General features: G+C 69.1%; 20 protein-coding genes. 12 read left to right on the top strand and 8 right to left on the bottom strand.

Annotated features, from left to right (window positions below):
• The first annotated feature begins 52 nt into the window (after nt 1-52).
• Both H570_RS0104550 and H570_RS0104545 read left to right on the top strand, forming a co-directional pair.
• Nucleotides 53-1,726, top strand: a complete 1,674-nt coding sequence (locus tag H570_RS0104550; RefSeq protein ID WP_027079706.1) for a M28 family metallopeptidase — start codon at nt 53-55, stop codon at nt 1,724-1,726.
• A 289-nt stretch (nt 1,727-2,015) separates the two neighbouring features.
• The gene (locus H570_RS0104545; protein ID WP_036135087.1) at nt 2,016-3,686 is read left to right on the top strand and encodes an MFS transporter; all 1,671 of its coding nucleotides are present in this window, start codon (nt 2,016-2,018) and stop codon (nt 3,684-3,686) included.
• On the opposite strand, the gene H570_RS0104540 is transcribed toward H570_RS0104545, so the two are convergent.
• The gene (locus tag H570_RS0104540) at nt 3,683-4,450 is read right to left on the bottom strand and encodes a DUF72 domain-containing protein (RefSeq protein WP_027079704.1); all 768 of its coding nucleotides are present in this window, start codon (nt 4,448-4,450) and stop codon (nt 3,683-3,685) included. The genes H570_RS0104545 and H570_RS0104540 overlap by 4 nt on opposite strands.
• Before the next feature lie 248 nt (nt 4,451-4,698).
• Here H570_RS0104540 and H570_RS0104535 point away from each other — a divergent pair, with 248 nt between their 5' ends.
• On the top strand, nt 4,699-5,469 hold the full coding sequence (locus H570_RS0104535; protein WP_027079703.1) for a hypothetical protein: 771 nt from the start codon (nt 4,699-4,701) through the stop codon (nt 5,467-5,469).
• A 199-nt stretch (nt 5,470-5,668) separates the two neighbouring features.
• Here H570_RS0104535 and H570_RS0104530 read toward each other — a convergent pair whose 3' ends face one another.
• Nucleotides 5,669-6,904, bottom strand: coding sequence for an MFS transporter (locus tag H570_RS0104530; protein ID WP_051176112.1), 1,236 nt, complete (start codon nt 6,902-6,904; stop codon nt 5,669-5,671).
• Nucleotides 6,905-7,007: 103 nt separating this feature from the next.
• Nucleotides 7,008-8,129, bottom strand: a complete 1,122-nt coding sequence (locus H570_RS0104525) for an alpha/beta hydrolase (protein WP_027079701.1) — start codon at nt 8,127-8,129, stop codon at nt 7,008-7,010.
• Nucleotides 8,130-8,338: 209 nt separating this feature from the next.
• On the opposite strand from H570_RS0104525, the gene H570_RS0104520 reads away from it, so the two are divergent.
• Complete coding sequence (locus tag H570_RS0104520; protein WP_027079700.1) at nt 8,339-8,569, top strand: hypothetical protein; 231 nt, start codon at nt 8,339-8,341, stop codon at nt 8,567-8,569.
• A 104-nt stretch (nt 8,570-8,673) separates the two neighbouring features.
• On the opposite strand, the gene H570_RS16405 is transcribed toward H570_RS0104520, so the two are convergent.
• Nucleotides 8,674-9,351, bottom strand: a complete 678-nt coding sequence (locus H570_RS16405) for an ArsR/SmtB family transcription factor (protein ID WP_036135084.1) — start codon at nt 9,349-9,351, stop codon at nt 8,674-8,676.
• A gap of 287 nt (nt 9,352-9,638) precedes the next feature.
• On the opposite strand from H570_RS16405, the gene H570_RS0104510 reads away from it, so the two are divergent.
• From H570_RS0104510 to yczE, 3 genes are all read left to right on the top strand, one after another.
• Entirely contained in the window at nt 9,639-9,983 is a 345-nt protein-coding gene (locus tag H570_RS0104510; RefSeq protein ID WP_027079699.1) for an NIPSNAP family protein, read from the top strand.
• Complete coding sequence (locus tag H570_RS0104505) at nt 9,980-10,351, top strand: antibiotic biosynthesis monooxygenase family protein (protein ID WP_027079698.1); 372 nt, start codon at nt 9,980-9,982, stop codon at nt 10,349-10,351. The genes H570_RS0104510 and H570_RS0104505 overlap by 4 nt, the downstream gene beginning before the upstream one ends.
• A gap of 74 nt (nt 10,352-10,425) precedes the next feature.
• Entirely contained in the window at nt 10,426-11,088 is a 663-nt protein-coding gene (gene yczE / locus H570_RS0104500; RefSeq protein ID WP_156899835.1) for a membrane protein YczE, read from the top strand.
• A gap of 353 nt (nt 11,089-11,441) precedes the next feature.
• On the opposite strand, the gene H570_RS16400 is transcribed toward yczE, so the two are convergent.
• From H570_RS16400 to msrB, 3 genes are all read right to left on the bottom strand, one after another.
• Nucleotides 11,442-12,914: a diguanylate cyclase gene (locus H570_RS16400; protein ID WP_051176111.1), complete on the bottom strand. Its 1,473-nt coding sequence runs from the start codon at nt 12,912-12,914 to the stop codon at nt 11,442-11,444.
• A 75-nt stretch (nt 12,915-12,989) separates the two neighbouring features.
• Nucleotides 12,990-13,499 (bottom strand): peptide-methionine (S)-S-oxide reductase MsrA, encoded by a 510-nt coding sequence (gene msrA, locus H570_RS0104485; protein ID WP_027079696.1) that lies wholly within the window; start codon nt 13,497-13,499, stop codon nt 12,990-12,992.
• Nucleotides 13,499-13,990, bottom strand: a complete 492-nt coding sequence (msrB, locus tag H570_RS16395; RefSeq protein ID WP_051176110.1) for a peptide-methionine (R)-S-oxide reductase MsrB — start codon at nt 13,988-13,990, stop codon at nt 13,499-13,501. The genes msrA and msrB overlap by 1 nt, the downstream gene beginning before the upstream one ends.
• A gap of 405 nt (nt 13,991-14,395) precedes the next feature.
• On the opposite strand from msrB, the gene H570_RS0104475 reads away from it, so the two are divergent.
• Both H570_RS0104475 and H570_RS0104470 read left to right on the top strand, forming a co-directional pair.
• Complete coding sequence (locus H570_RS0104475; RefSeq protein ID WP_027079695.1) at nt 14,396-14,686, top strand: TFIIB-type zinc ribbon-containing protein; 291 nt, start codon at nt 14,396-14,398, stop codon at nt 14,684-14,686.
• A gap of 74 nt (nt 14,687-14,760) precedes the next feature.
• Nucleotides 14,761-15,546 carry a TerC family protein gene (locus H570_RS0104470; RefSeq protein ID WP_027079694.1) on the top strand — a complete coding sequence of 262 codons (786 nt, stop codon included), beginning with the start codon at nt 14,761-14,763 and terminating at the stop codon, nt 15,544-15,546.
• 32 nt (nt 15,547-15,578) lie between these two features.
• Here H570_RS0104470 and H570_RS0104465 read toward each other — a convergent pair whose 3' ends face one another.
• On the bottom strand, nt 15,579-16,904 hold the full coding sequence (locus tag H570_RS0104465; RefSeq protein ID WP_051176109.1) for a serine hydrolase domain-containing protein: 1,326 nt from the start codon (nt 16,902-16,904) through the stop codon (nt 15,579-15,581).
• A gap of 355 nt (nt 16,905-17,259) precedes the next feature.
• On the opposite strand from H570_RS0104465, the gene H570_RS16390 reads away from it, so the two are divergent.
• Genes H570_RS16390 through H570_RS16385 form a run of 3 tightly spaced genes read left to right on the top strand, consistent with a single transcriptional unit; the run spans nt 17,260 to nt 18,745 of the window.
• On the top strand, nt 17,260-17,676 hold the full coding sequence (locus H570_RS16390; protein ID WP_051176108.1) for an ArsR/SmtB family transcription factor: 417 nt from the start codon (nt 17,260-17,262) through the stop codon (nt 17,674-17,676).
• Nucleotides 17,673-18,215, top strand: a complete 543-nt coding sequence (locus tag H570_RS0104455) for an SRPBCC family protein (RefSeq protein ID WP_027079692.1) — start codon at nt 17,673-17,675, stop codon at nt 18,213-18,215. The genes H570_RS16390 and H570_RS0104455 overlap by 4 nt, the downstream gene beginning before the upstream one ends.
• Before the next feature lie 11 nt (nt 18,216-18,226).
• Complete coding sequence (locus H570_RS16385; RefSeq protein ID WP_084499735.1) at nt 18,227-18,745, top strand: SRPBCC family protein; 519 nt, start codon at nt 18,227-18,229, stop codon at nt 18,743-18,745.
• Nucleotides 18,746-18,756 lie beyond the last annotated feature (11 nt).

The following is an 18,756-nucleotide window of genomic DNA, read 5'->3' as shown; positions in this document are numbered from 1 at the left end:
CGTCGCTGCTACCATCGGCACCAGCCGAACGGGCTCTCTCCACGGGTACGCCATGACACGCCTTGCCGCCTCGCTGCTGTCCCTCTCGATCACGCTGGTGCTGTCGCCGGCGATCGCCGCGCCTCCCGCGGACGCGCCTACGTTCGATCCGCAGCGCATGTCCGACATGGTCAAGACACTGTCGTCCGACGCATTCGAGGGCCGCGGCCCGGCGACCGCGGGCGAGAAGAAGACCATCGACTATGTGGTGGCGCAGATGCAGGCCGCCGGGCTGCAGCCGGGTGGCGACCTGGTCGACGGCAAGCGCAGCTGGACCCAGGCGGTGCCGCTGCTGCGCGCGCAGATCAGCGGCGAGCCGGCGCTGTCGGTCACCATCGACGGCAAGCCGCAGCCGCTTTCGCAGGGCGAACAGGTCGCGATCCGCGCGGCGATGGACGGCTCGACGTCGGTGGAGATCAAGGACGCGCCGATCGTCTTCGTCGGCTACGGCGTCACCGCCCCGGAACGCGACTGGGACGACTTCAAGGGCGTCGACCTGAAGGGCAAGGTCGCGCTGGTGCTGGTCAACGACCCGGACTTCGAAACCGGCGACGGCGATTTCGGCGGCAAGGCGATGACCTACTACGGCCGCTGGACCTACAAGTACGAGGAAGCCGCGCGCCAGGGCGCGACCGGCATGCTGGTGATCCACGAAACCGAACCGGCGTCCTACGGCTGGGCGACGGTGAAGAATTCCAACACCAACACCATGTTCGACGTCGTGCGCGAAAAGCCATCGGACACGCATCCGCAGATGGAAGGCTGGATCCAGCGCGACCTCGCGGTCCAGCTGTTCAAGGACGCCGGCCTCGACTTCGAGGCGCTGAAGAAGCAGGCGCAGACTCGCGACTTCAAGCCGGTGGAGCTCAAAGGCCAGACGTTCTCGGCGAAGTACGCGGTGGATTCGCAGGTCATCACCTCGTACAACATCGTCGGCCGCATCGACGGCAGCGAACGCCCCGACGAGACCGTTGTCTACAGCGCCCACTGGGACCACCTGGGCGTGGGCGAGCCCGACGCCAGGGGCGACCGCATCTACAACGGCGCGGTCGACAACGCCACCGGCACCGTGGCGCTGATCGAGATGGGGCGCGCGTTCGCGAATGCCGCGGAAAAGCCGAAGCGCTCGCTGGTGTTCCTCAACGTCACCGCCGAGGAGAAGGGCCTGCTCGGCTCCGAGTACTACGCGTCGAAGCCGCTGTACCCGCTTGGCAAGACGGTCGCGGTACTCAACATGGATGCGCTCGACCCGCACGGCCCGGCGCACGACTTCTCCACTTCCGGCAGCGCGAAGCAGGACCTGCTCGACCAGCTGGTCGAGACGGCGAAGCTGTGGAACCTGCGCTACGCCACCGATTCCAAGCCCGAGGCCGGCTACTTCTTCCGCTCCGACCACTTCCCGTTTGCCAAGCGCGGCGTGCCGGCGGTGTCGTTCGGGTCGGGCGAGGACATGGTCGACGGCGGCGTCGCCGCGGGCAAGGCAGCGGCAGCGGAATACACCGCGAACCGCTACCACCAGCCGGCGGACGAATGGGAAGCGGGCTGGGCCTTCACCGGCATGGCGCGCGACCTGCAGCTGCTCTACACGGTGGGCAGCGACCTGGCCAACTCCGACCGCTGGCCGAACTGGGACAAGGCGTCCGAGTTCCGCGCTGCGCGCGACGCCACGGCGGACGAGCGCAAGTAACGCGGCCGTCGCGCGACACCGGCAATCCGTCCGCGGGTGGGGCTCGTGGGTGAGCTGCTCCGCATGTGGAAGCGAATTTTGGGGGAGCGGCTTCAACCGCGAGCTCTCTGCTTCGGCCACTCCCCCTGCGACGGCAGGGGAGGGAGCCAAAGCTCGGGGCTGAAGCCGCTCCTACAGAAAGCCACAAGTCGCTCCACGGGCGAGATCGGTGTGGCGGCTGGTTTACGGCACCCCATCGCGGCCGCCATGCTATGCAACTCCGGCGCTCACGCCGCCCGCCAGTGATTCGATGACCGAAGCCCCCAGGCTGCGCGCGCAACGCAGCGACGATCGCCAGGGACTGGCCTTCCACCACCCGCTCGCGTTCTGGGCCGGTTGCGCGCTGATCATCGCCGGCGTCGCCTCGCACATGCCCATGTTCATGATGGGCCAGCACACGCACTGGCAGATGGTGGGCATGCCGATGGACGCGTGGATGCTGTGGGGCATGGCGATGATCCCGGCCGGCGTGCTGCTGGCCGGTTTCGGCCTGATGCCGCGCCTGGACCAGCTGCGTGAATCGCTGCTTGGCAGCGGCCAGCTTCCCGGGCGCCACGCGCATTTCCATGTCGCAGACGGCGTACCGCTCAACCGCGAGCACTGGAAGCTGGTGGTCGTGCTGGTGGTGGCACTGGCGGTCGACGTGATGAAGCCGGCGACGCTCGGCTTCGTCATGCCGGGGATGAGCGCGGAGTATTCGATCACCAAGCCCACCGCCAGCGTGCTGGCACTGGTGGCGCTGATCGGCACCACGGTCGGCTCGATCGTCTGGGGCCGGCTGGCGGACGTGTTCGGGCGCCGCGCCGGCATCCTGCTCTCGGCGCTGATGTTCATCGGCACCGCGATCTGCGGCGCGATGCCGACGTTCGAATGGAACCTGGTGATGTGCTTCCTGATGGGCGCGTCGGCCGGCGGCATGTTGCCAATCGCATTCACGCTGATGGCCGAGACGGTACCGGCAGCGCATCGCGGCTGGCTGCTGGTGGCGCTGGGCGGAGTCGGCACGTCGGCCGGCTACCTGCTCGCGGCGGGCGCGGCGGCGACGCTCGAACCGCTGTTCAGCTGGCGCGTGCTGTGGCTGCTCAACCTGCCCACCGGACTGCTGATCCTGCTCCTCAACCGCTACATCCCCGAGTCGCCGCGCTTCCTGTCCAACGCCGGACTCGAACGCCAGGCGCACGCGGTGCTGCGCAAGTTCTCCGGCACCGCCGCCGCGGTCGAGCACGACGACAGCCACCATCCCGGCCCGCCGGTGCTGGACGATCCACGCGTACTCACCGGCATGCGCGCGCTGCTGCGCGGCCGCCACGCCGGCATCACCTGGGGGCTGGTGGTCTGCGGCGTGGCCTGGGGGCTGGTGAACTTCGGCTTCGTGCTGTGGCTGCCGGTCAACCTGGTGCAGTTCGGCGTCGATCCCGCCGGCGTCAACGCAGTGCTGGCCGAATCGGCATTGCTCGCACTGCCCGGCATCGCGCTGGTGGTGTGGCTGTACCACCGCTGGAGCTCCGTGCGCACGCTGGTGTTGTTCATCGCCCTGACCACGGCGTCGCTGCTCGCGTTCTTCGCCATCGCGCTGTCCGGGCTGCAGTCGGCGCTGGCCACCACGCTGGCGACGGTCGCGCTGCTGGTCAGCGTCAGCGGCGTGATCGCCACGCTGATCCCCTACGCCGCGGAAATCTACCCCGTGCAGCTGCGCGGCACCGGCTCGGGCGTGATCGCGGCCAGCTCCAAGTTCGGCGGCATCCTCGGCGCGGCGTTCGGCGTGGTGGGGCTGCTCGAACACTTCATGCTCTCGGCGCTGCTGATCGCGGTGCCGATGGCGGTTTCGGCGGTGATGCTGTTGCGCAGCGGCATCGAGACCCGCGGGCAGGGGCTGGAAGACATCCAGGACGCGCTCGCCTCGCGCGACGCCGCACCCTAGCGTCGCGCAATCCCGGCCGCCACGAGCAGCGCCTGCAGTCTCGCGGCGTCGGCGATCGCGTGCCCGTATGCGGTGTTGTCGAAGATGATCCATGGCGTGGTGCGCACCGGCGTACCGGCACGCACCGCCGCTGCCAGCGCGGCCAGCGCCTCGTCGTCGTAGGCGCTGTAATACATGCGCGGCGCGCCATGCCAGCGCCAGTAGCGCCACGGCCCCGCACCGGAGGCGACATCCGAAGCGGGCAGCGGGGAAGGGTCGACCGCCACCCTCGCGATTCGATGCCGTGCCCACAGCCGGTCCGCGGCCGCATCGAACCAGCTCGCATGACGCGGCTCGCACGCGATCGGCACGGTGAAGCGCCGCCGCAGCATGGCGAAAAACGTCGCGGCCACGCGCGCGTCGAACACCAGGCTCGGCGGCAGCTGCACCAGCACGCCGCCCAGCTTGCGCCCCAGGCCGCACACCTCGCTCTCGAACCGATCCAGCAGCGCCCCGGCCCCGCGCAGGCGCGCATCGTGGGTGATCGACCGCGGCAGCTTGACCGAGAATCGGAAGCCAGGCGGCACGGTTGCAGCCCAGCGCGCATAAGTGGCGTGCCGGTGCGGGCGGTAGAAGGAGGAATTGATCTCAACCGCGTTGAAGCGCGTGGCGTAGCGCGCAAGCACGTTGTCGCCGGCGCCGAACAGTCGTGCGTGAACGCCGGGGATCGACCAGCCGGCGCAACCGATGCGCGGTACTTGCGGGGAACGGGTGACGGGCGACATCTTGCAAGACCAGAGGAAGGAACCGGAGTTTCGCTGGCGCGCCGCGAGCGCCGATGTGAAGGGCGCGCGTGGCGCTGCTTTCGCAGCGACCGGCTACGTTGCAGGAGCGCGACATCCTGAACGCTTCAGCTTGCGGCCGGCTGGCACTGCGCGCGATGCGTGGCGTTCGCGCCGGCATGACGCTGCAAGCACGCAGCTTGAACGTTGTTGCTGTCATGTTGGACTCCCCACGCACGAGGAGCACCAAGATGACAAGCCAAGACCGCGACATGAACCGCGACCCGATCAGCGACGCGCCGGGATCTCATCCGGTCGGTGTCGGCGTGGGCGGCGTCGGAGGTGCCGCAGCAGGCGCCGTGATCGGCGCATTGGCCGGACCGATCGGCATGCTGGTCGGGGGCGCAGCGGGCACGATCGCCGGCGCCGCGGCAGGCAAGCGCGTGGCCGAGCGCGTCGACCCGACGGGCGAAGCCGAATACTGGCGCGGCGAGTACGAGAACCGACCCTACGTCGACCGCAAGTACGGCTACGACGACTACGCACCGGCCTACGCCTATGGCAACAACGTGCGCGAGCAGTACATCGGGCGCAACTGGGACGAGTCGCTGGAGAACGACGTTCGGGCGGGCTGGGAAAAGGCGAAGGACAAGTCGCAACTGACCTGGGAGCAGGCCAAGGGCGCGGTACGCGATGCCTTCGATCGCAGCGACCGCACCTACCGGACCTACGAAGCAACGGACAGCTACTATCGCGACCAGCATCGCAACACCGACTACTACAAGTCAGAGTACGACTACGACAGTGACTACCGTCCGGCGTATCGCTACGGCGCATACGCGCGCAGCGCGCATGCCGGCCGCGAATGGGACGACAACCTTGAGGCCGACCTGGGCCGCAACTGGGAAAACGCCAAGGGCCAGTCGCGCATGGGATGGGAAGATGCAAAGCACGCCGTGCGCGACGCCTGGCACGGAGTGGAGCGCGCGCTGCCGGGTGACGCCGATCGCGACGGGCGCTGATTCGCCTGCTCATCCGATCCACGATCGGGAATCTCGCGGCTGAAGCCGCTCCCACAAGCAACCCCGGACCCCGCTGCGGCGGGGTTCCGGTTATTTGCGTCCGGCTGCCGCGGGTGCGTGTGGAGATGGGCGATGGATGCGCGTGCAGGCGATGAACGTGCAAGCGCAGTTCACCATGCAATGCCGCGTGCGTTCCGGCTCAGTCGGCGAGCAGCGGAACCTTGGAAAGACGGGCGTCGTGCCGCGCCCACGCGTACACCAGCAGGCCGGCGACCGCGGTGGCAGCGCCGACGTAGCCGGTCGAGGTCCAGCCCAGGCCGGCGCTGATCGCCATGCCGCCGAGCCACGGCCCCAGCGCATTGGCGGCGTTGAACGCGGAGTGGTTGGACGCCGCCGCCAGCGTCTGCGCGTCGCCGGCGACCTCCATCAGGTGCGCCTGCAGCACTGTCGCCAGCGCGCCCATCGTGCCCACCGCGACCACCACCAGCAGCAGCGACCAGGCCGCATGCGCCGCCAGCGGGAACACCAGCAGCACCGCCGTCGACCACGCCAGCAGCAGCGCCACCGCGCTGAACTGCAGACGGTCGTACAGCCAGCCGCCGCCGAGCGTGCCGATGATGCCGCCCACGCCGAATGCGACCAGGCCCAGCGGGATCCACGATTCCGGCAATCCGGTCACCTGGGTCATGGTCGGCGCCAAGTAGCTGAACACGCAGAACATGCCCGCGAAGCCGATCGCGCCGATACCCAGCGCCAGCCACACCGGCTTGCGGTTGAAGTCGCGCAGTTCCCGGATCGGGTCCTGGTGCGGCTCGTCGGGATCGGGCGGCAGCGAGCGCGCCACCATCGCCACGGTCATCAGCGCGATCAGCGCCACCAGGCCGAAGGCGTAACGCCACTCCAGCACCTGTCCGAGCCAGGTCGCCAGCGGATTGCCGGCCAGCAGCGCGATGGCCAGGCCGAGCATCACCCGCCCGACCGCCTGTCCGCGCTGCTCCGGCGGGCTGATCGACGCCGCCACCAGTGCCGCCACGCCGAAGTACGCGCCGTGCGGCAGTCCGGCGATGAAGCGGAACAGCAGCATTGCGTGGTAGCCCGGCGATAGCGCGCTGGCGAGGTTGCCCAGCGCATAGAACCCCATCAGCGCCAGCAGCAGCGTGCGCCGCGGCAAGCGCGCGCCGAGGATCGCCAGCAGCGGCGCTCCCACCACCACCCCCAGCGCATAGGCGCTGATCACGTGGCCGACCTGCGGCTCGTTGATGCCCAGCCCGCGCGCGATCTCCGGCATCAGGCCCATCACCGCGAACTCGCTGGTCCCGATCGCGAATCCGCCCACGCCCAGCGCGAACAGGATCAGCTTGACCGTGCGCGGCGACAGCGGACGCGCCGCAGGCGGGACGGATGCGGCCGCGCCAGGGGAACCGGAAGAAGACATGCCGCATATTGTGCGCCGCAACATGCGTCCGTGCCATAAGCCCGGCCAACCAGTGGCCGAACGCCGCGGTGCGCGGCTGGCGCGTGGGCACCGCGACGGCGATTCAGCGCGGCGGCGGGGCGTCGGTGCCGCTCGCCAGCGGCCGCACCTCGGCCAGCAGGCTCACCAGCAGCTTGCCCGGCTCCTCCCACGGGATCATGTGCGCCGAGCGCTCGAACCAGACGCCGCGCTTGTACGGCGCCTTCACGCGTTCAAGCCACTGCGCGGTCGGCGCGGACGGCGTGGTGTAGTCGTGGCGGCCCATGAACATCACCACCGGGACCGGGAACTCGCGCACGTCCTTGTAATCGACCTCGAGGAACTCCGGCAGGATCCTGCCGAGCGTGAACACGTTGCCCGCGTCGATCGCCTTCACGTCCGCGGCGTCGTACTCCGGCGACAGCAGCGCCGCGCCGAAGAAGTACTTCGCCGAACCGTCGCGGTACGCACTCATGCCGCCGTAGAACTGCGGCCACTTCCTGGCGATGATGATCCGCTCGCGGGTGATCGGCCGGTCGCCGGGATACGGCGAGATCGATTCGAGTTCGGCAACCGCTTCCGCGTTGCCGTGCTGCCTGGCCTGCGCCAGCCCGTACTCGACGCTGATGCGTTCGTTGTCGCGCACGTTGATCACCTGGCCGATGCCGACGTAGGCGTGGAACAGGTCCGGGCGCTTGAGCGCCGCGCCCATGCCCACCACCGTACCCCAGCTGTGCCCCATCAGGATCACCTTGTCCTTGTGGTAGCGCTTGCGTACGTACTCGGCGATCTCGATCGCGTCATCGACGTAGCGGTCGATGTGCAGGGTGTCGGCGACCGCATCCGGATCGTTGGCGAGGAAGGTCTTGCCGGCGCCGCGCTGGTCGTAGTTGACGACCGTGAAGTATTCCTCGATCGGCCGCTGGAACTCCCAGGTCGTCGGCGTCAGCGGCGATGCGGGGCCGCCGTGGATGAACACGATGACCGGATTCGCCTTGTCCTGGCCGCGGACGTTGATCCACTGGTCGATGCCGCCGATCCGCGCCTTGTAGCTTTCCTGGATCCCCTCCGGCGCGACGATGCGTTCGAGGTCGCGGACGACGTCCCTCGCTTTGGCGTACGACGCGTCGTCGCGCGGCGCCTCCCCCGCATGGGCCGCCGGGCACAGCGCGGCGATCAACAACAGCACGATGGCGGTCTTTTTCATGAATTCGGCTCCGTCGATGGCATGCAGGCGCCGCACGCGGGCGCCGGCACTTCACCGGCAAGTTAACAGCCCCTGCCGGAGCGGTCAGTGCCATTGGTACCGCCGCACATCGCCTGCGCGGGCGCTGCAAGTCTTCGCAAGAACGAAACGTGTGAGCGGGCACACTTCACATCGACGGCTCCCCCCGGCCGATCAGACCCGGAGTCAGCATGGCGTCCTCGCCCCCTTCGTTCGACCACCTGCGCTTCGCCATCACCGCCGGGCGCAGGCCGTGCGCCGCCAGCCCGATCCAGGCGCAGCTTTTTCGCAACGGCCAGATGAAGTACGAACGAACGCATGCCGGCGCGGCGGATGCGGAGATCGTGATGCCGGACGGCGAGATCATCGTGCGCGACGCAAGTGACGATCGGGATCCCGGCGCGCCGTTGCAATCACGCTAGGCCGGCATCCGGGCGGAAGCCCGATGCAAGCTGGCGCGGACGCGCGGCAGTCACGCCTGGCAATGCCGCCGGCAACAGGGCGATCAACGCCTCGGCCCGGCGCATCATTCCGTGAATGCGGCCAGTTCGCGCTGCCCGCGCGCGGTCACGGCCAGCGCGCGCGAGTGCTGCCTGCGACGCAGCCAGCCGAGTTCAAGATAGCGTTCCAGCAGTGCCGCACCCAGGGCGCCGGCCAGGTGGTGCCGCCGCTCGCTCCAGTCCAGGCAGGCACGGCACAGCGGGCGGCGCGAGCGTGCCAGCGCATCGAGATCGATGCCGGTGCCTGCGATGAAGCCGCGGCCGGCGTAGGTCAGCTGCAGCGCATCGGCCTCCAGTCGCAGGAAGCCGCGGCGCACGAAGCTGTCATGGATGCGCACGCCCCATTCGCCGGCCAGGTGGTCGTAGCAGGCGCGCGCCTGCCGCAGCGCCGGATCGACCGGCCCGGTCGACACCGGGGCGCTGGCGATGCGATGGGCCACGCCCATCAGGCCTTCCAGCAGGCCCGCGACGTCCTCGTTGGCGAGGCGGAAATAGCGGTGCCTGCCCTGCTTCTCCACCTCGAGCAGGCCGGCGCCGGTGAGCGCCGCCAGGTGCGCGCTGGCGGTCGGCCGCGCGACGCCGGCGTGGTCGGCCAGTTCGGTCGCGGTCAACGCGCGCCCGGCCATCAGCGCGGTGAGCATGTCGACGCGCGCGCGGTCGCCGATCAGCGCCGCGATGCGGTTGAAGCTGGCGGTGGTGTCCATGCCGCGATCCTGGGCCCTGGCCGATGCGCGATGCTTCGATCCTGGCCGAAGCATCGGCCGCGGGCAAACGCGACCATGGCACCACGGACTCGCTCGACACTTCCTGCAGTCCTGCCACCTGCCTGCCCCGCGGTTCGCGGCGGCATGCGCCACGACTGCTTCCCCGACACAGGAGCCAGGAACGAACCGCATTCGCCTGGTGTGAACGCGCCGCCTGCCATTCCCGCCAAGACCGGGATGACGGACGGGATCGACGCCCCGGGCAAACGCGCTTCGAACCACAACCCATGCGCATTGCCTGCTTCATCGAGTACCGGATCGACCCATTCCAGCGCGACGCCTTCGCCACCTACGCAGCCAACTGGGGCAGCATCATCCCTCGCTGCGGCGGCGATCTGGTCGGCTATTTCCTGCCGCACGAAGGCCGCAACGACGTCGCCTGGGGCGTGGTCGCGTTCGACAGCCTTGCCGACTACGAAGCCTACCGGACGCGGCTCAAGTCCGACCCCGCCGGTCGCGACAACCTGCGCTTCGCACGCGAGCAGCGCTTCATCCTGCGCGAGCAGCGCAGCTGGCTGGAAATCGTCGACGGCGCATTCGCCCTGCCGGCGCGCGCGGAGGTGCGGTCGTGATCGTGGTGATTTTCGAGCTGATCCTGCAACCAGGACGCCAGCACGATTACCTTGGTGCAGCCGAACGCCTGCGGCCGCTGCTGGCGGACATCGACGGCTTCATCTCGATCGAGCGCTTCGAGAGCCTGTCCGAACCCGGCAGGCTGCTGTCGCTTTCGTGCTGGCGCGACGAGGAGGCGGTCAGCCGATGGCGCAACGCCGAAGCGCACCGGCAGGTCCAGGATGCCGGCCGCCGCGCGATCTTCGCCGACTATCGCCTGCGCGTGGCCCGGGTGCTGCGCGACTACGGCATGCGCGACCGCGAACAGGCACCCGCGGATTCGCGAAGCGTGCATGGCGACTGCAACGAAGCGGGCTCCAACGGATGAATGCGGGCGCATTCCAGCCCGAATGCCAGCACGGAAAGCACTGTCGCCGGCAGGCAACGATGCGAGGCCCTAGAATGCGCGACCGCCTCCACCCCGGCCGTGCAATGCCGCGTCGCCTGCTCAAGCTGTTCCTCGGACTGATCGCCTACGGCGTGTCGATGGTGATGATGCTGCAGTCCGGCCTCGGGCTGATGCCGTGGGACGTGCTGCACCAGGGCATCGCGCTGCAGGGCGGCTGGCCGATGGGCCGCGTCGCCATCGCGGTGAGCTTCGCGGTGCTGCTGATGTGGATCCCGATCCGGCAGAAGCCGGGCTTCGGCACCGTGTGCAACGCGGTGGTGATCGGGCTGGTGTTCGACCTCGTCAACGGCTGGGTCGGCGATCGTCTGCTCGATACATCGCTCGCGTCGCGCGCGGTGCTGCTGCTCGGCGGCATCGTGCTCAACGGCGCCGCGACGGCTGCCTACCTGGGCGCGCACTTCGGCCCCGGCCCGCGCGACGGACTGATGACCGGCCTGGTGCGACGCACCGGCCGCTCCGTGCGCCTGGTGCGCACGATCATCGAAGGCAGCGTGCTGGTGTCCGGCTTCCTGCTCGGCGGCACGCTGGGCGTGGGCACGGTGGCCTACATGCTGCTGATCGGGCCGCTGATCCAGGCGATGCTGCCGTGGTTCGATGCGCGTACGCGAGTGGCCGCGACGAGTGATGCGGCCTGCGTGGAGGATCGATCCGCGTAGCGCGACCCGGGCACGGCGGCAGCGCAACGGCTTGCGCATCGAACCGGACTTCTACCTGGCCAGGGCCCGGGCGCCGGCTCGGGGTTCGCACGCGCGGTGCGGGCGATGCTGGCGACATGAACGGGCGCTTCCGGCGCACCGGCGCCCACGCTTCACGCGCGATGCGCGGATGCAGCAGCGCCTGTCACGCGCGCGGCTGGACGACGTCGTTGGCGAAGAATTCCTCCGCCCGCGCCGGGCGCGGATTGCGATACTCCGAACCGCTCGCGCAATAGCCTGCCACGCGATGCCGCAATGCCAGGCCCTGCGCCCGCGCACGCCGCGCCGGACGCAGGCACCCGCGCCGGATGCGATCAATCGGCGACTCGGTTGCGCCCCGCGGCCTTGGCGGCGTACAGCGCGCGGTCGGCCGCGTGGACAAGCTGCCCGGCCGAAGCCGCTCCGTCCGGCACCATGCTCGCCACGCCGACGCTGATCGTGACCACCCCGTCGGGGCTCGCAGGATGGGCGATCGCCAGCGCCTGGATCGTCGCGCGCATGCGCTCGGCGATCACGTGCGCCTTGCGCAGCGGCGTATCGGGCAGCAGGCATGCGAATTCCTCGCCGCCGTAGCGCGCCAGCACGTCGCTCGACAGGCTGGCCGATGACTGCAGCGCCTTGCCCACCGCATTGATCACCTCGTCGCCGGCAATGTGCCCGAGGTTGTCGTTGACGGCCTTGAAGTGGTCGATGTCGATCATCAGCAGGCCCAGGCTGTGCTCGGTCAGCCGCGCGCGATCCCACTCCAGGTGCAGCGCCGCGTCGAATGCGCGGCGGTTGCCGATGCCGGTCAGCGGATCGCGCCAGGCCAGGTCGGCCATCGCGTCGCGGTCGCGTTCGGCCAGGCGCGCGGCGCCGATGTGGTGCACCTGCTGCAGCGTGCTGCGGATGCCGTAGCCGAGGATGGTCAATATCGTGCACGCGATCCCCAGCTGGAAGGTGTTCCGCGCCGCCAGCGCCGCCACCACGACCACGGTGATGGTCAGGAAGAACGGCGGCACGGCGGCGGCGAAGCGCAGCAGGCGCGGTGCCGCCGGGCGCGGTGCGGGCGCGTCCGGATCGACCAGCAGCGCCACCAGCACGAACGCCATGAACGGCACCCCCACCATCACGTCGTACCGGGTGCCCGCGGCAATCCCCTGCGCGACCACGACCTGGTGGTTGTAGTACACCGCGACCGCCATGTAGATGCCCGTGTAGATCGTCAATGCGGCGTACAGCGCGCGGCTGCGGCTGTCGGCCGCGGCCAGCAGCCGGAGGGACGCGAACAGGAACAGCAGGAAGTTCTCCGCGTCGAACATGGTGATGTAGCCCGACAGCAGCGCGTCGCCGCCCATGTTCGACAGCTGGAAGGTATTGACCAGGATCAGCACCGTCAGCAGCACGACCATTGCCGCGTCGATCACCCGGATCAGCGGCGACGCCCATTCGGTCGGCGAGGTCGCGAGCACCAGCAGCATCGGCACGCCATAGAGCACGTAGGCGGCGATGTCGATCCCCGAATCCGGATCGCATGCCGCAAGGTCGATGCACAGGCTCGTCGCCATGCCCGCGGCCCAGAGCACGAACGCCAGCGCGACCAGGCGCCAACGCGTGCGGGTCACCATGCCCGGATCGCGTCCCTGCCACCACGCCACCGACGCCGCCACCAGCGGCGCCAGCACCTGCATGCCGTAGGACAGCACCATGGGATCGAACCGCTGCTGCGACACCGCGAGCAGGTGCAACAGGACGAACCCCGCGGCCAGGCCACAGGCGACCATGGCGCGCGGCCGGATGATCCTCATCGCCTCCCCAAACTGTATCGACGCGCTGGAATGTAACCGAAGGCCCGGCATTGGCCCGTGCAGCGGGATCGCGTGTCAGCCGGCCCCGGCGCGGCGCGGCAGCTTCCAGCCGGGACGCACGAAGTGGCAGGTGTAGCCGGTGGGATAGTGCTGCAGGTAGTCCTGGTGCTCGGGCTCGGCTTCCCAGAAGTCGCCCGCCGGTTCGACTTCGGTCACCACCTTGCCCGGCCACAGGCCGGAGGCGTCGACGTCGGCGATCGTGTCGCGCGCCACGCGCGCCTGCTCCGGCGTGGTGAAGAAAATCGCCGAACGATACGACGCACCGCGGTCGTTGCCCTGGCGGTCCGGCGTCGACGGGTCATGGATCTGGAAGAAGAACTCCAGCAGCTCGCGATAGCTGATGCGCGCCGGGTCGAACACGATCTCCACCGCCTCGGCATGGCTGCCGTGGTTGCGATAGGTCGCGTTGGGCACGTCGCCGCCGCTGTAGCCCACGCGCGTGGAGACCACGCCATCCATCTTGCGCAGCAGCTCCTGCACGCCCCAGAAACAGCCACCTGCCAGGATCGCCCGCTCGGTCGCCATCACGCACCCCCGGATCGTGCAGGCGCGGCTTCAGTCGCGCGCTTTCCCGGCGCCTCCACCTGGTCGAGATACGCCCCGTACCCGGCCGCCTCCATCTCGCCGCGCGGAACGAACCGCAGCGCCGCCGAGTTGATGCAGTAGCGCAGTCCGCCCTGGTCGCGCGGGCCATCGTCGAACACGTGCCCCAGGTGGCTGTCGCCATGCGCGGAGCGCACCTCGGTGCGGATCATCCCGTGCGAGGTGTCACGCAGTTCGGCAACATGCGCCGGTTCGATCGGCCGGGTGAAACTCGGCCAGCCGCAGCCGGACTCGAACTTCGCCGACGACGCGAACAGCGGCTCGCCCGAGACGATGTCGACGTAGATCCCCGGATCGGCGTTGTGCAGGTACTCGCCGGTGCCGGGGCGCTCGGTGGCGCCTTCCTGGGTGACCCGGTATTGCTCGGCGGTGAGGCGTGCGACGGCTTCGGGGGTCTTGCGATAGGCGGTCATGGCGCATCTCCGGAAGGGAATGGCTGTCATATGGGGGCCGCCTGGCTGGTTCGAAAGCAGGCCCGGCAGGGCATCGGCGCATGCGCTTGCCCGAAGCTGGAAATGAACGCGGATCCGTCACATCCATGCGCTTTCCCCATGCTAGTCTCGCCGTCGAAGGGGAGTAGCTCCCAATTGCCGCCACCGTCATTACGAGCTTCGGCTCCGGTGCGGCAGCAGGCCATCCCAGGCCTGTGAGCGAGACCTTCGCCGTCCACGGCGAAGGTGCATCAGCCCGATGCAATCCGGCCGTGGCGCCGAGTCTCCGCACCCCCTGAACCAACCGTCGAGTACCGAAGCGCGTCTTCATGCGCCCGGCGATGGCATGGGGGTCCGGCGACTTCCCCACCATCGACGGAGATTCCCATGCAGTGTCCCACCTGCGACAACGTGAACCTGGCCATGGCCGACCGCCACGGCATCGAGATCGACTACTGCCCGCAGTGCCGCGGCATCTGGCTTGACCGCGGCGAGCTCGACCGCCTCATCGAACGCGCCGAACAGGCCACCGCGTCCGCGATGCCAGGCCCGCCGCCGGCTTGTCGCGACGCACCTGCACGCCACGCGCGCCACGACGGCGATCGCCACCACGGCTACCAGCCCGACTACCGCAAGAAGCGACCGCAGTCGCTGCTTGGCGAACTGTTCGACTTCTGACCGGCCCGCCCGCGCCCGACCCGGGCGCATGACGCCACCCGACCCCATCGACCAATCCCCCGGAACAACTCCCAATGGATCAACTCGCGAACCCGGAAATCTGGATCGCCCTGGCCACCCTCACCGCGCTCGAACTGGTGCTGGGCATCGACAACATCATCTTCATCTCCATCCTCGCCGCGAAGCTGCCGCCGGCGCAGCGCAACAAGGCGCGCAAGGTGGGCATCCTCCTCGCCGCGGTCACGCGACTGGGCCTGCTGATGGCGATCGCCTGGATCGTCGGCCTGACCGCGCCGCTGTTCTCGCTGTTCGGGCATGCGTTCTCGTGGCGCGACGTGATCCTGATCGGCGGCGGCCTGTTCCTGATCGGCAAGGCCACCCACGAAATCCACCAGAAGCTCGAGGGGCCCGTCGAACCGATCTCCACCGCGGGCGCCGCCGCAACGGCGGCCGGCATGACATTCGGCACGGTGATCGCGCAGATCATGGTGCTCGACATCGTGTTCTCGCTGGACTCGATCATCACCGCCGTCGGCATGGTCGATGAGCGCTGGGTGATGGTCACCGCGATCGTCGCCTCGATCGTGTTCATGCTCGTGTTCGCGCGGCCCATCGGCGAGTTCGTCGAGCGCCACCCCACGGTGAAGGTGCTCGCGCTGAGCTTCCTGATCATGATCGGCCTGGTGCTGGTCGCCGACGGCTTCGGCCAGCACATCCCGAAGGGCTACATCTACGCGGCGATGGCGTTCTCGGTGTTCGTCGAGATGATCAACCTGTGGATCCGCCGCCGCGCCGAACGCGCGGTGGCGCCGGTGAAGCTGCACGAGAAGTACGCCGGCGACGAGCAGGCGCCCGGGTAGCGCCGGACGCAACCTGGAGGAGCGGCTCCAGCCTATTCCGCCAGCGGCATGCGCAGCTGGTAGAACTCGACCAGGCGCGTCGCCGCCTGCGGGTCGACATTGGCCAGCGCGACGACGACTTCATCGAGCGTCGGGAAGATCCGCAGCTCGCCGTTCATGCCTTGCGCGCCACCGCCGTGGCCGTAGGCGGGCACGCCCTCCAACTCCGCCACCATGAAGCCGTAGCCGTACCACGGGCTCTGCTTGCGGGTTGCCTCGGCCAGCAGCGCGGGCGACAGCAGCTTGCCCGACTGCAGCGCGCGCGCGAACTTCAACAGGTCGCCCGCTGTGCTGTAGCCGCCGCCGGCCGCGGTGCCGCGGTAGGGCAACGTATCGGCGGCGTCGGCCCACGGCGCGGCATCGTCCTCCCGCGTGTAGGCATGCGCACGTCCGGGCACGGCCACGTCCTCTGGCAGCGAGCCGCTGTCGCGCATCCCGGCCGGCGCGAAAACGTGCTGGTCGACATAGTCGTAGTACGACTGCCCGCTGACATGTTCGATGATGTCGCCCAGCAGCACGAAGCCGTAGTTGCTGTAGCGGTGTTCCTTGCCGGGCGGATGGTCGGGCCCGCGCGCGCCGTACAGGCGCACGTAGTCGTCGTGGGTCTTCAACGCCAGCCGCTGCTTGTCGAACTCCGGCCCGAAGATGTCGCCGGTGCCGCCCGAGTGCGTGAGCAACTGGCGGATCCTCACCTTCGCAATCTCCGCATTCGGATACCCCGGAAGGTACTGCCCCACGGTGCCGTCGAGCGACAGCTTGCCGGCCTGCACCAATTGCAGCGTGGCAACCGCGGTGAACATCTTGTTCATCGATCCCAGCCGGAATTTCGTATCCAGCGTCACCGGCGTGCCGGCCTTGCGATCGGCCAGGCCCCAGGCGCGCTGCAGCATGATCTTGTCGCCACGTGCCACCAGCAGCACGCCAGCGAAGGCATCGCGCTTCGCCGCCGCATCGGCCTTGTCCGCGAGCGCATCGATTGCCGCGGCCTGGTCCAGGCGCGGGATGCGCAGGTCCGCAGGACGTTCGATGGCTTCGATGGCGAGCGCAAGGGGCTTGCCCGCCTGCACCGTGGCCGTGATCCGGGCCACGGTGTCGGAGTCGCGCTCCTGTACCAGCGCCTGTGCCGAACCGGCATCCGCCGGCTCGCGCCGGAGCAGCCGGAAGCCGCCGGTCTGCCGGTGGAACCCGAGCATGCCGTCGACGTCCAGCGTCGGCTTGTAGCGGTCGCGGAAGGCTTCGAGCTGCTTGCGGTCGTTGGCGTTGAACGCCGCCAGCCATGCGTCCAGCGCCTGGCGGGCGGGGTCGGACTCGGGCGCCACGGCCTGCGCCGTGGAGGCGGGAGCGGGCGACGCCGTGGACTGCGCCAGGGCGGAACAAGACAGGCAGCAGCCCAGGAACAAAGCGAGGCATCGGGTCATGGCGGCACGCGGCAGTCGGGAATGTCCAACCAAAGATGCGCGCACCGCCGCAGCGGTTGCAGTCTTCGACAAACGCAGCAACGCACGTCAATGCCCCGTCCTGTAGGAGCGGCTTCAGCCGCGAGCTTCTCGGAGAGTCGCTTCCGGAATCAGGAGCTCACCGCTGAAGAAGGGCAGGACATGCCCTGTGCCACCCCGCGTAAATATATTTCACCAAACGGTTGACAATTCCACCGAGCAGGATATATTCAACTTTATGGTTGACAATAAATCCGACGTTCCGGACGCCCCGGACAGCCCGCTCTTGGACAACCTGTTCAAGGCACTCTCAGATCCGACGCGGCGCGCGATGCTGCGCGACCTGGCGCGGCAGCCCCGCACGGTCGGGGAGCTCGCCGCGCCGTTCGAGATCTCGCTCGCCGGCGCCTCCAAGCACATCCAGGTGCTCGAACGCGCCGGCCTGATCCAGCGCGAGGTGCAGGGCCGCGTGCATACCTGCCATCTCGACGCACACGCACTGCACGCCGGCGCGGAATGGATCCGCCACTACGAACGCTTCTGGAACCGGAAGCTCGACGCCCTCGAGGTCCTGCTTCGCACCAACGACGACGGCCCCGGCAAGCCCGGCAAGCGCGCCGCCTCCCCCGTGCACGACAAGAGGAAGAAGAAGTGAACGCAACCACCTCCCCCGCCGAAGCCGACTACGCCGCCGTCAGCGACACCGACACCGTGCGCCTGCAGCGCGTGCTGCCCGGCCCCATCGAGCGCGTCTGGCAGCACCTCACCGACGCCGGGCTGCGCCGCCAGTGGCTGGCCGGCGGCGACGACGTGCAGCCGCGGGCCGGCACGTCGTTCGAACTGGTCTGGCGCAACGACGAGCTCACCGATCCGCCGGGCAAGCATCCCGACGGCTTCGGCGACGAACATCGCCTGCAAAGCCGCGTCACCGAATGCGATCCGCCGCGCCGCCTCGCCTTCACCTGGGACGGCGGCAGCGACGTGGCCATCGACCTCGAACCGCGCGGCGACAAGGTGCTGCTCACCCTCGTCCACCGCCACCTCGGCAGCCGCAACCGCGTGCTGATGCACGGCGCCGGCTGGCACGCACACCTCGACCTGCTCGTCGACCGCATCAGCGGACGGCGGCCCGAACCGTTCTGGGACAGCTGGATCGCCCTCAAGGCCGATTACGACGCGCGACTCCCCGCCTGAAGGAGACCCTGATGGACAGCCGCGACTTCACCGCCCGCTTCACCGTCGACCAGTCACCGGACGCCGTCTTCGCCGCCATCTGCGACGTGCGCCGCTGGTGGTCGGCCGACATCACCGGCAGCGCCGACCGCGTCGGCGACCGCTTCGTCCACCGCGTGCGCGACCTGCACCGCTGCGAGATCGAGGTCACGCAGATGGTTCCCAGCAGCAGGATCGCGTGGACCGTGCTCGACAACCATTTCAGCTTCACCAGAGACACGACCGAATGGACCGGCACCGACCTCGTGTTCGAGATCGCGACGGCCGACGGCCGGACCGAACTGCGCTTCACCCACCTCGGCCTGGTTCCCGAGTACGAGTGCCATGACGTCTGCAGCGACGGCTGGAACACGTACATCGCGAGCCTGCACGACCTGGTCGCGACCGGACACGGGCGGCCCTATGCCGGCGAAGCAAGGACGGCCAGCGAGCGGGTGCTGATGGACCAGGGGCCGAAGGATCGGGCGCCGAAGGATCCGGCGCAGGCCTGATCGGGCACGGC

The organism is Luteimonas mephitis DSM 12574 (assembly GCF_000422305.1).
Taxonomy (GTDB): Bacteria; Pseudomonadota; Gammaproteobacteria; order Xanthomonadales; family Xanthomonadaceae; genus Luteimonas; species Luteimonas mephitis.
The sequence above is the reverse complement of the archived record's forward strand: the minus strand, read 5'-3'. Positions and strand labels throughout refer to the sequence as shown.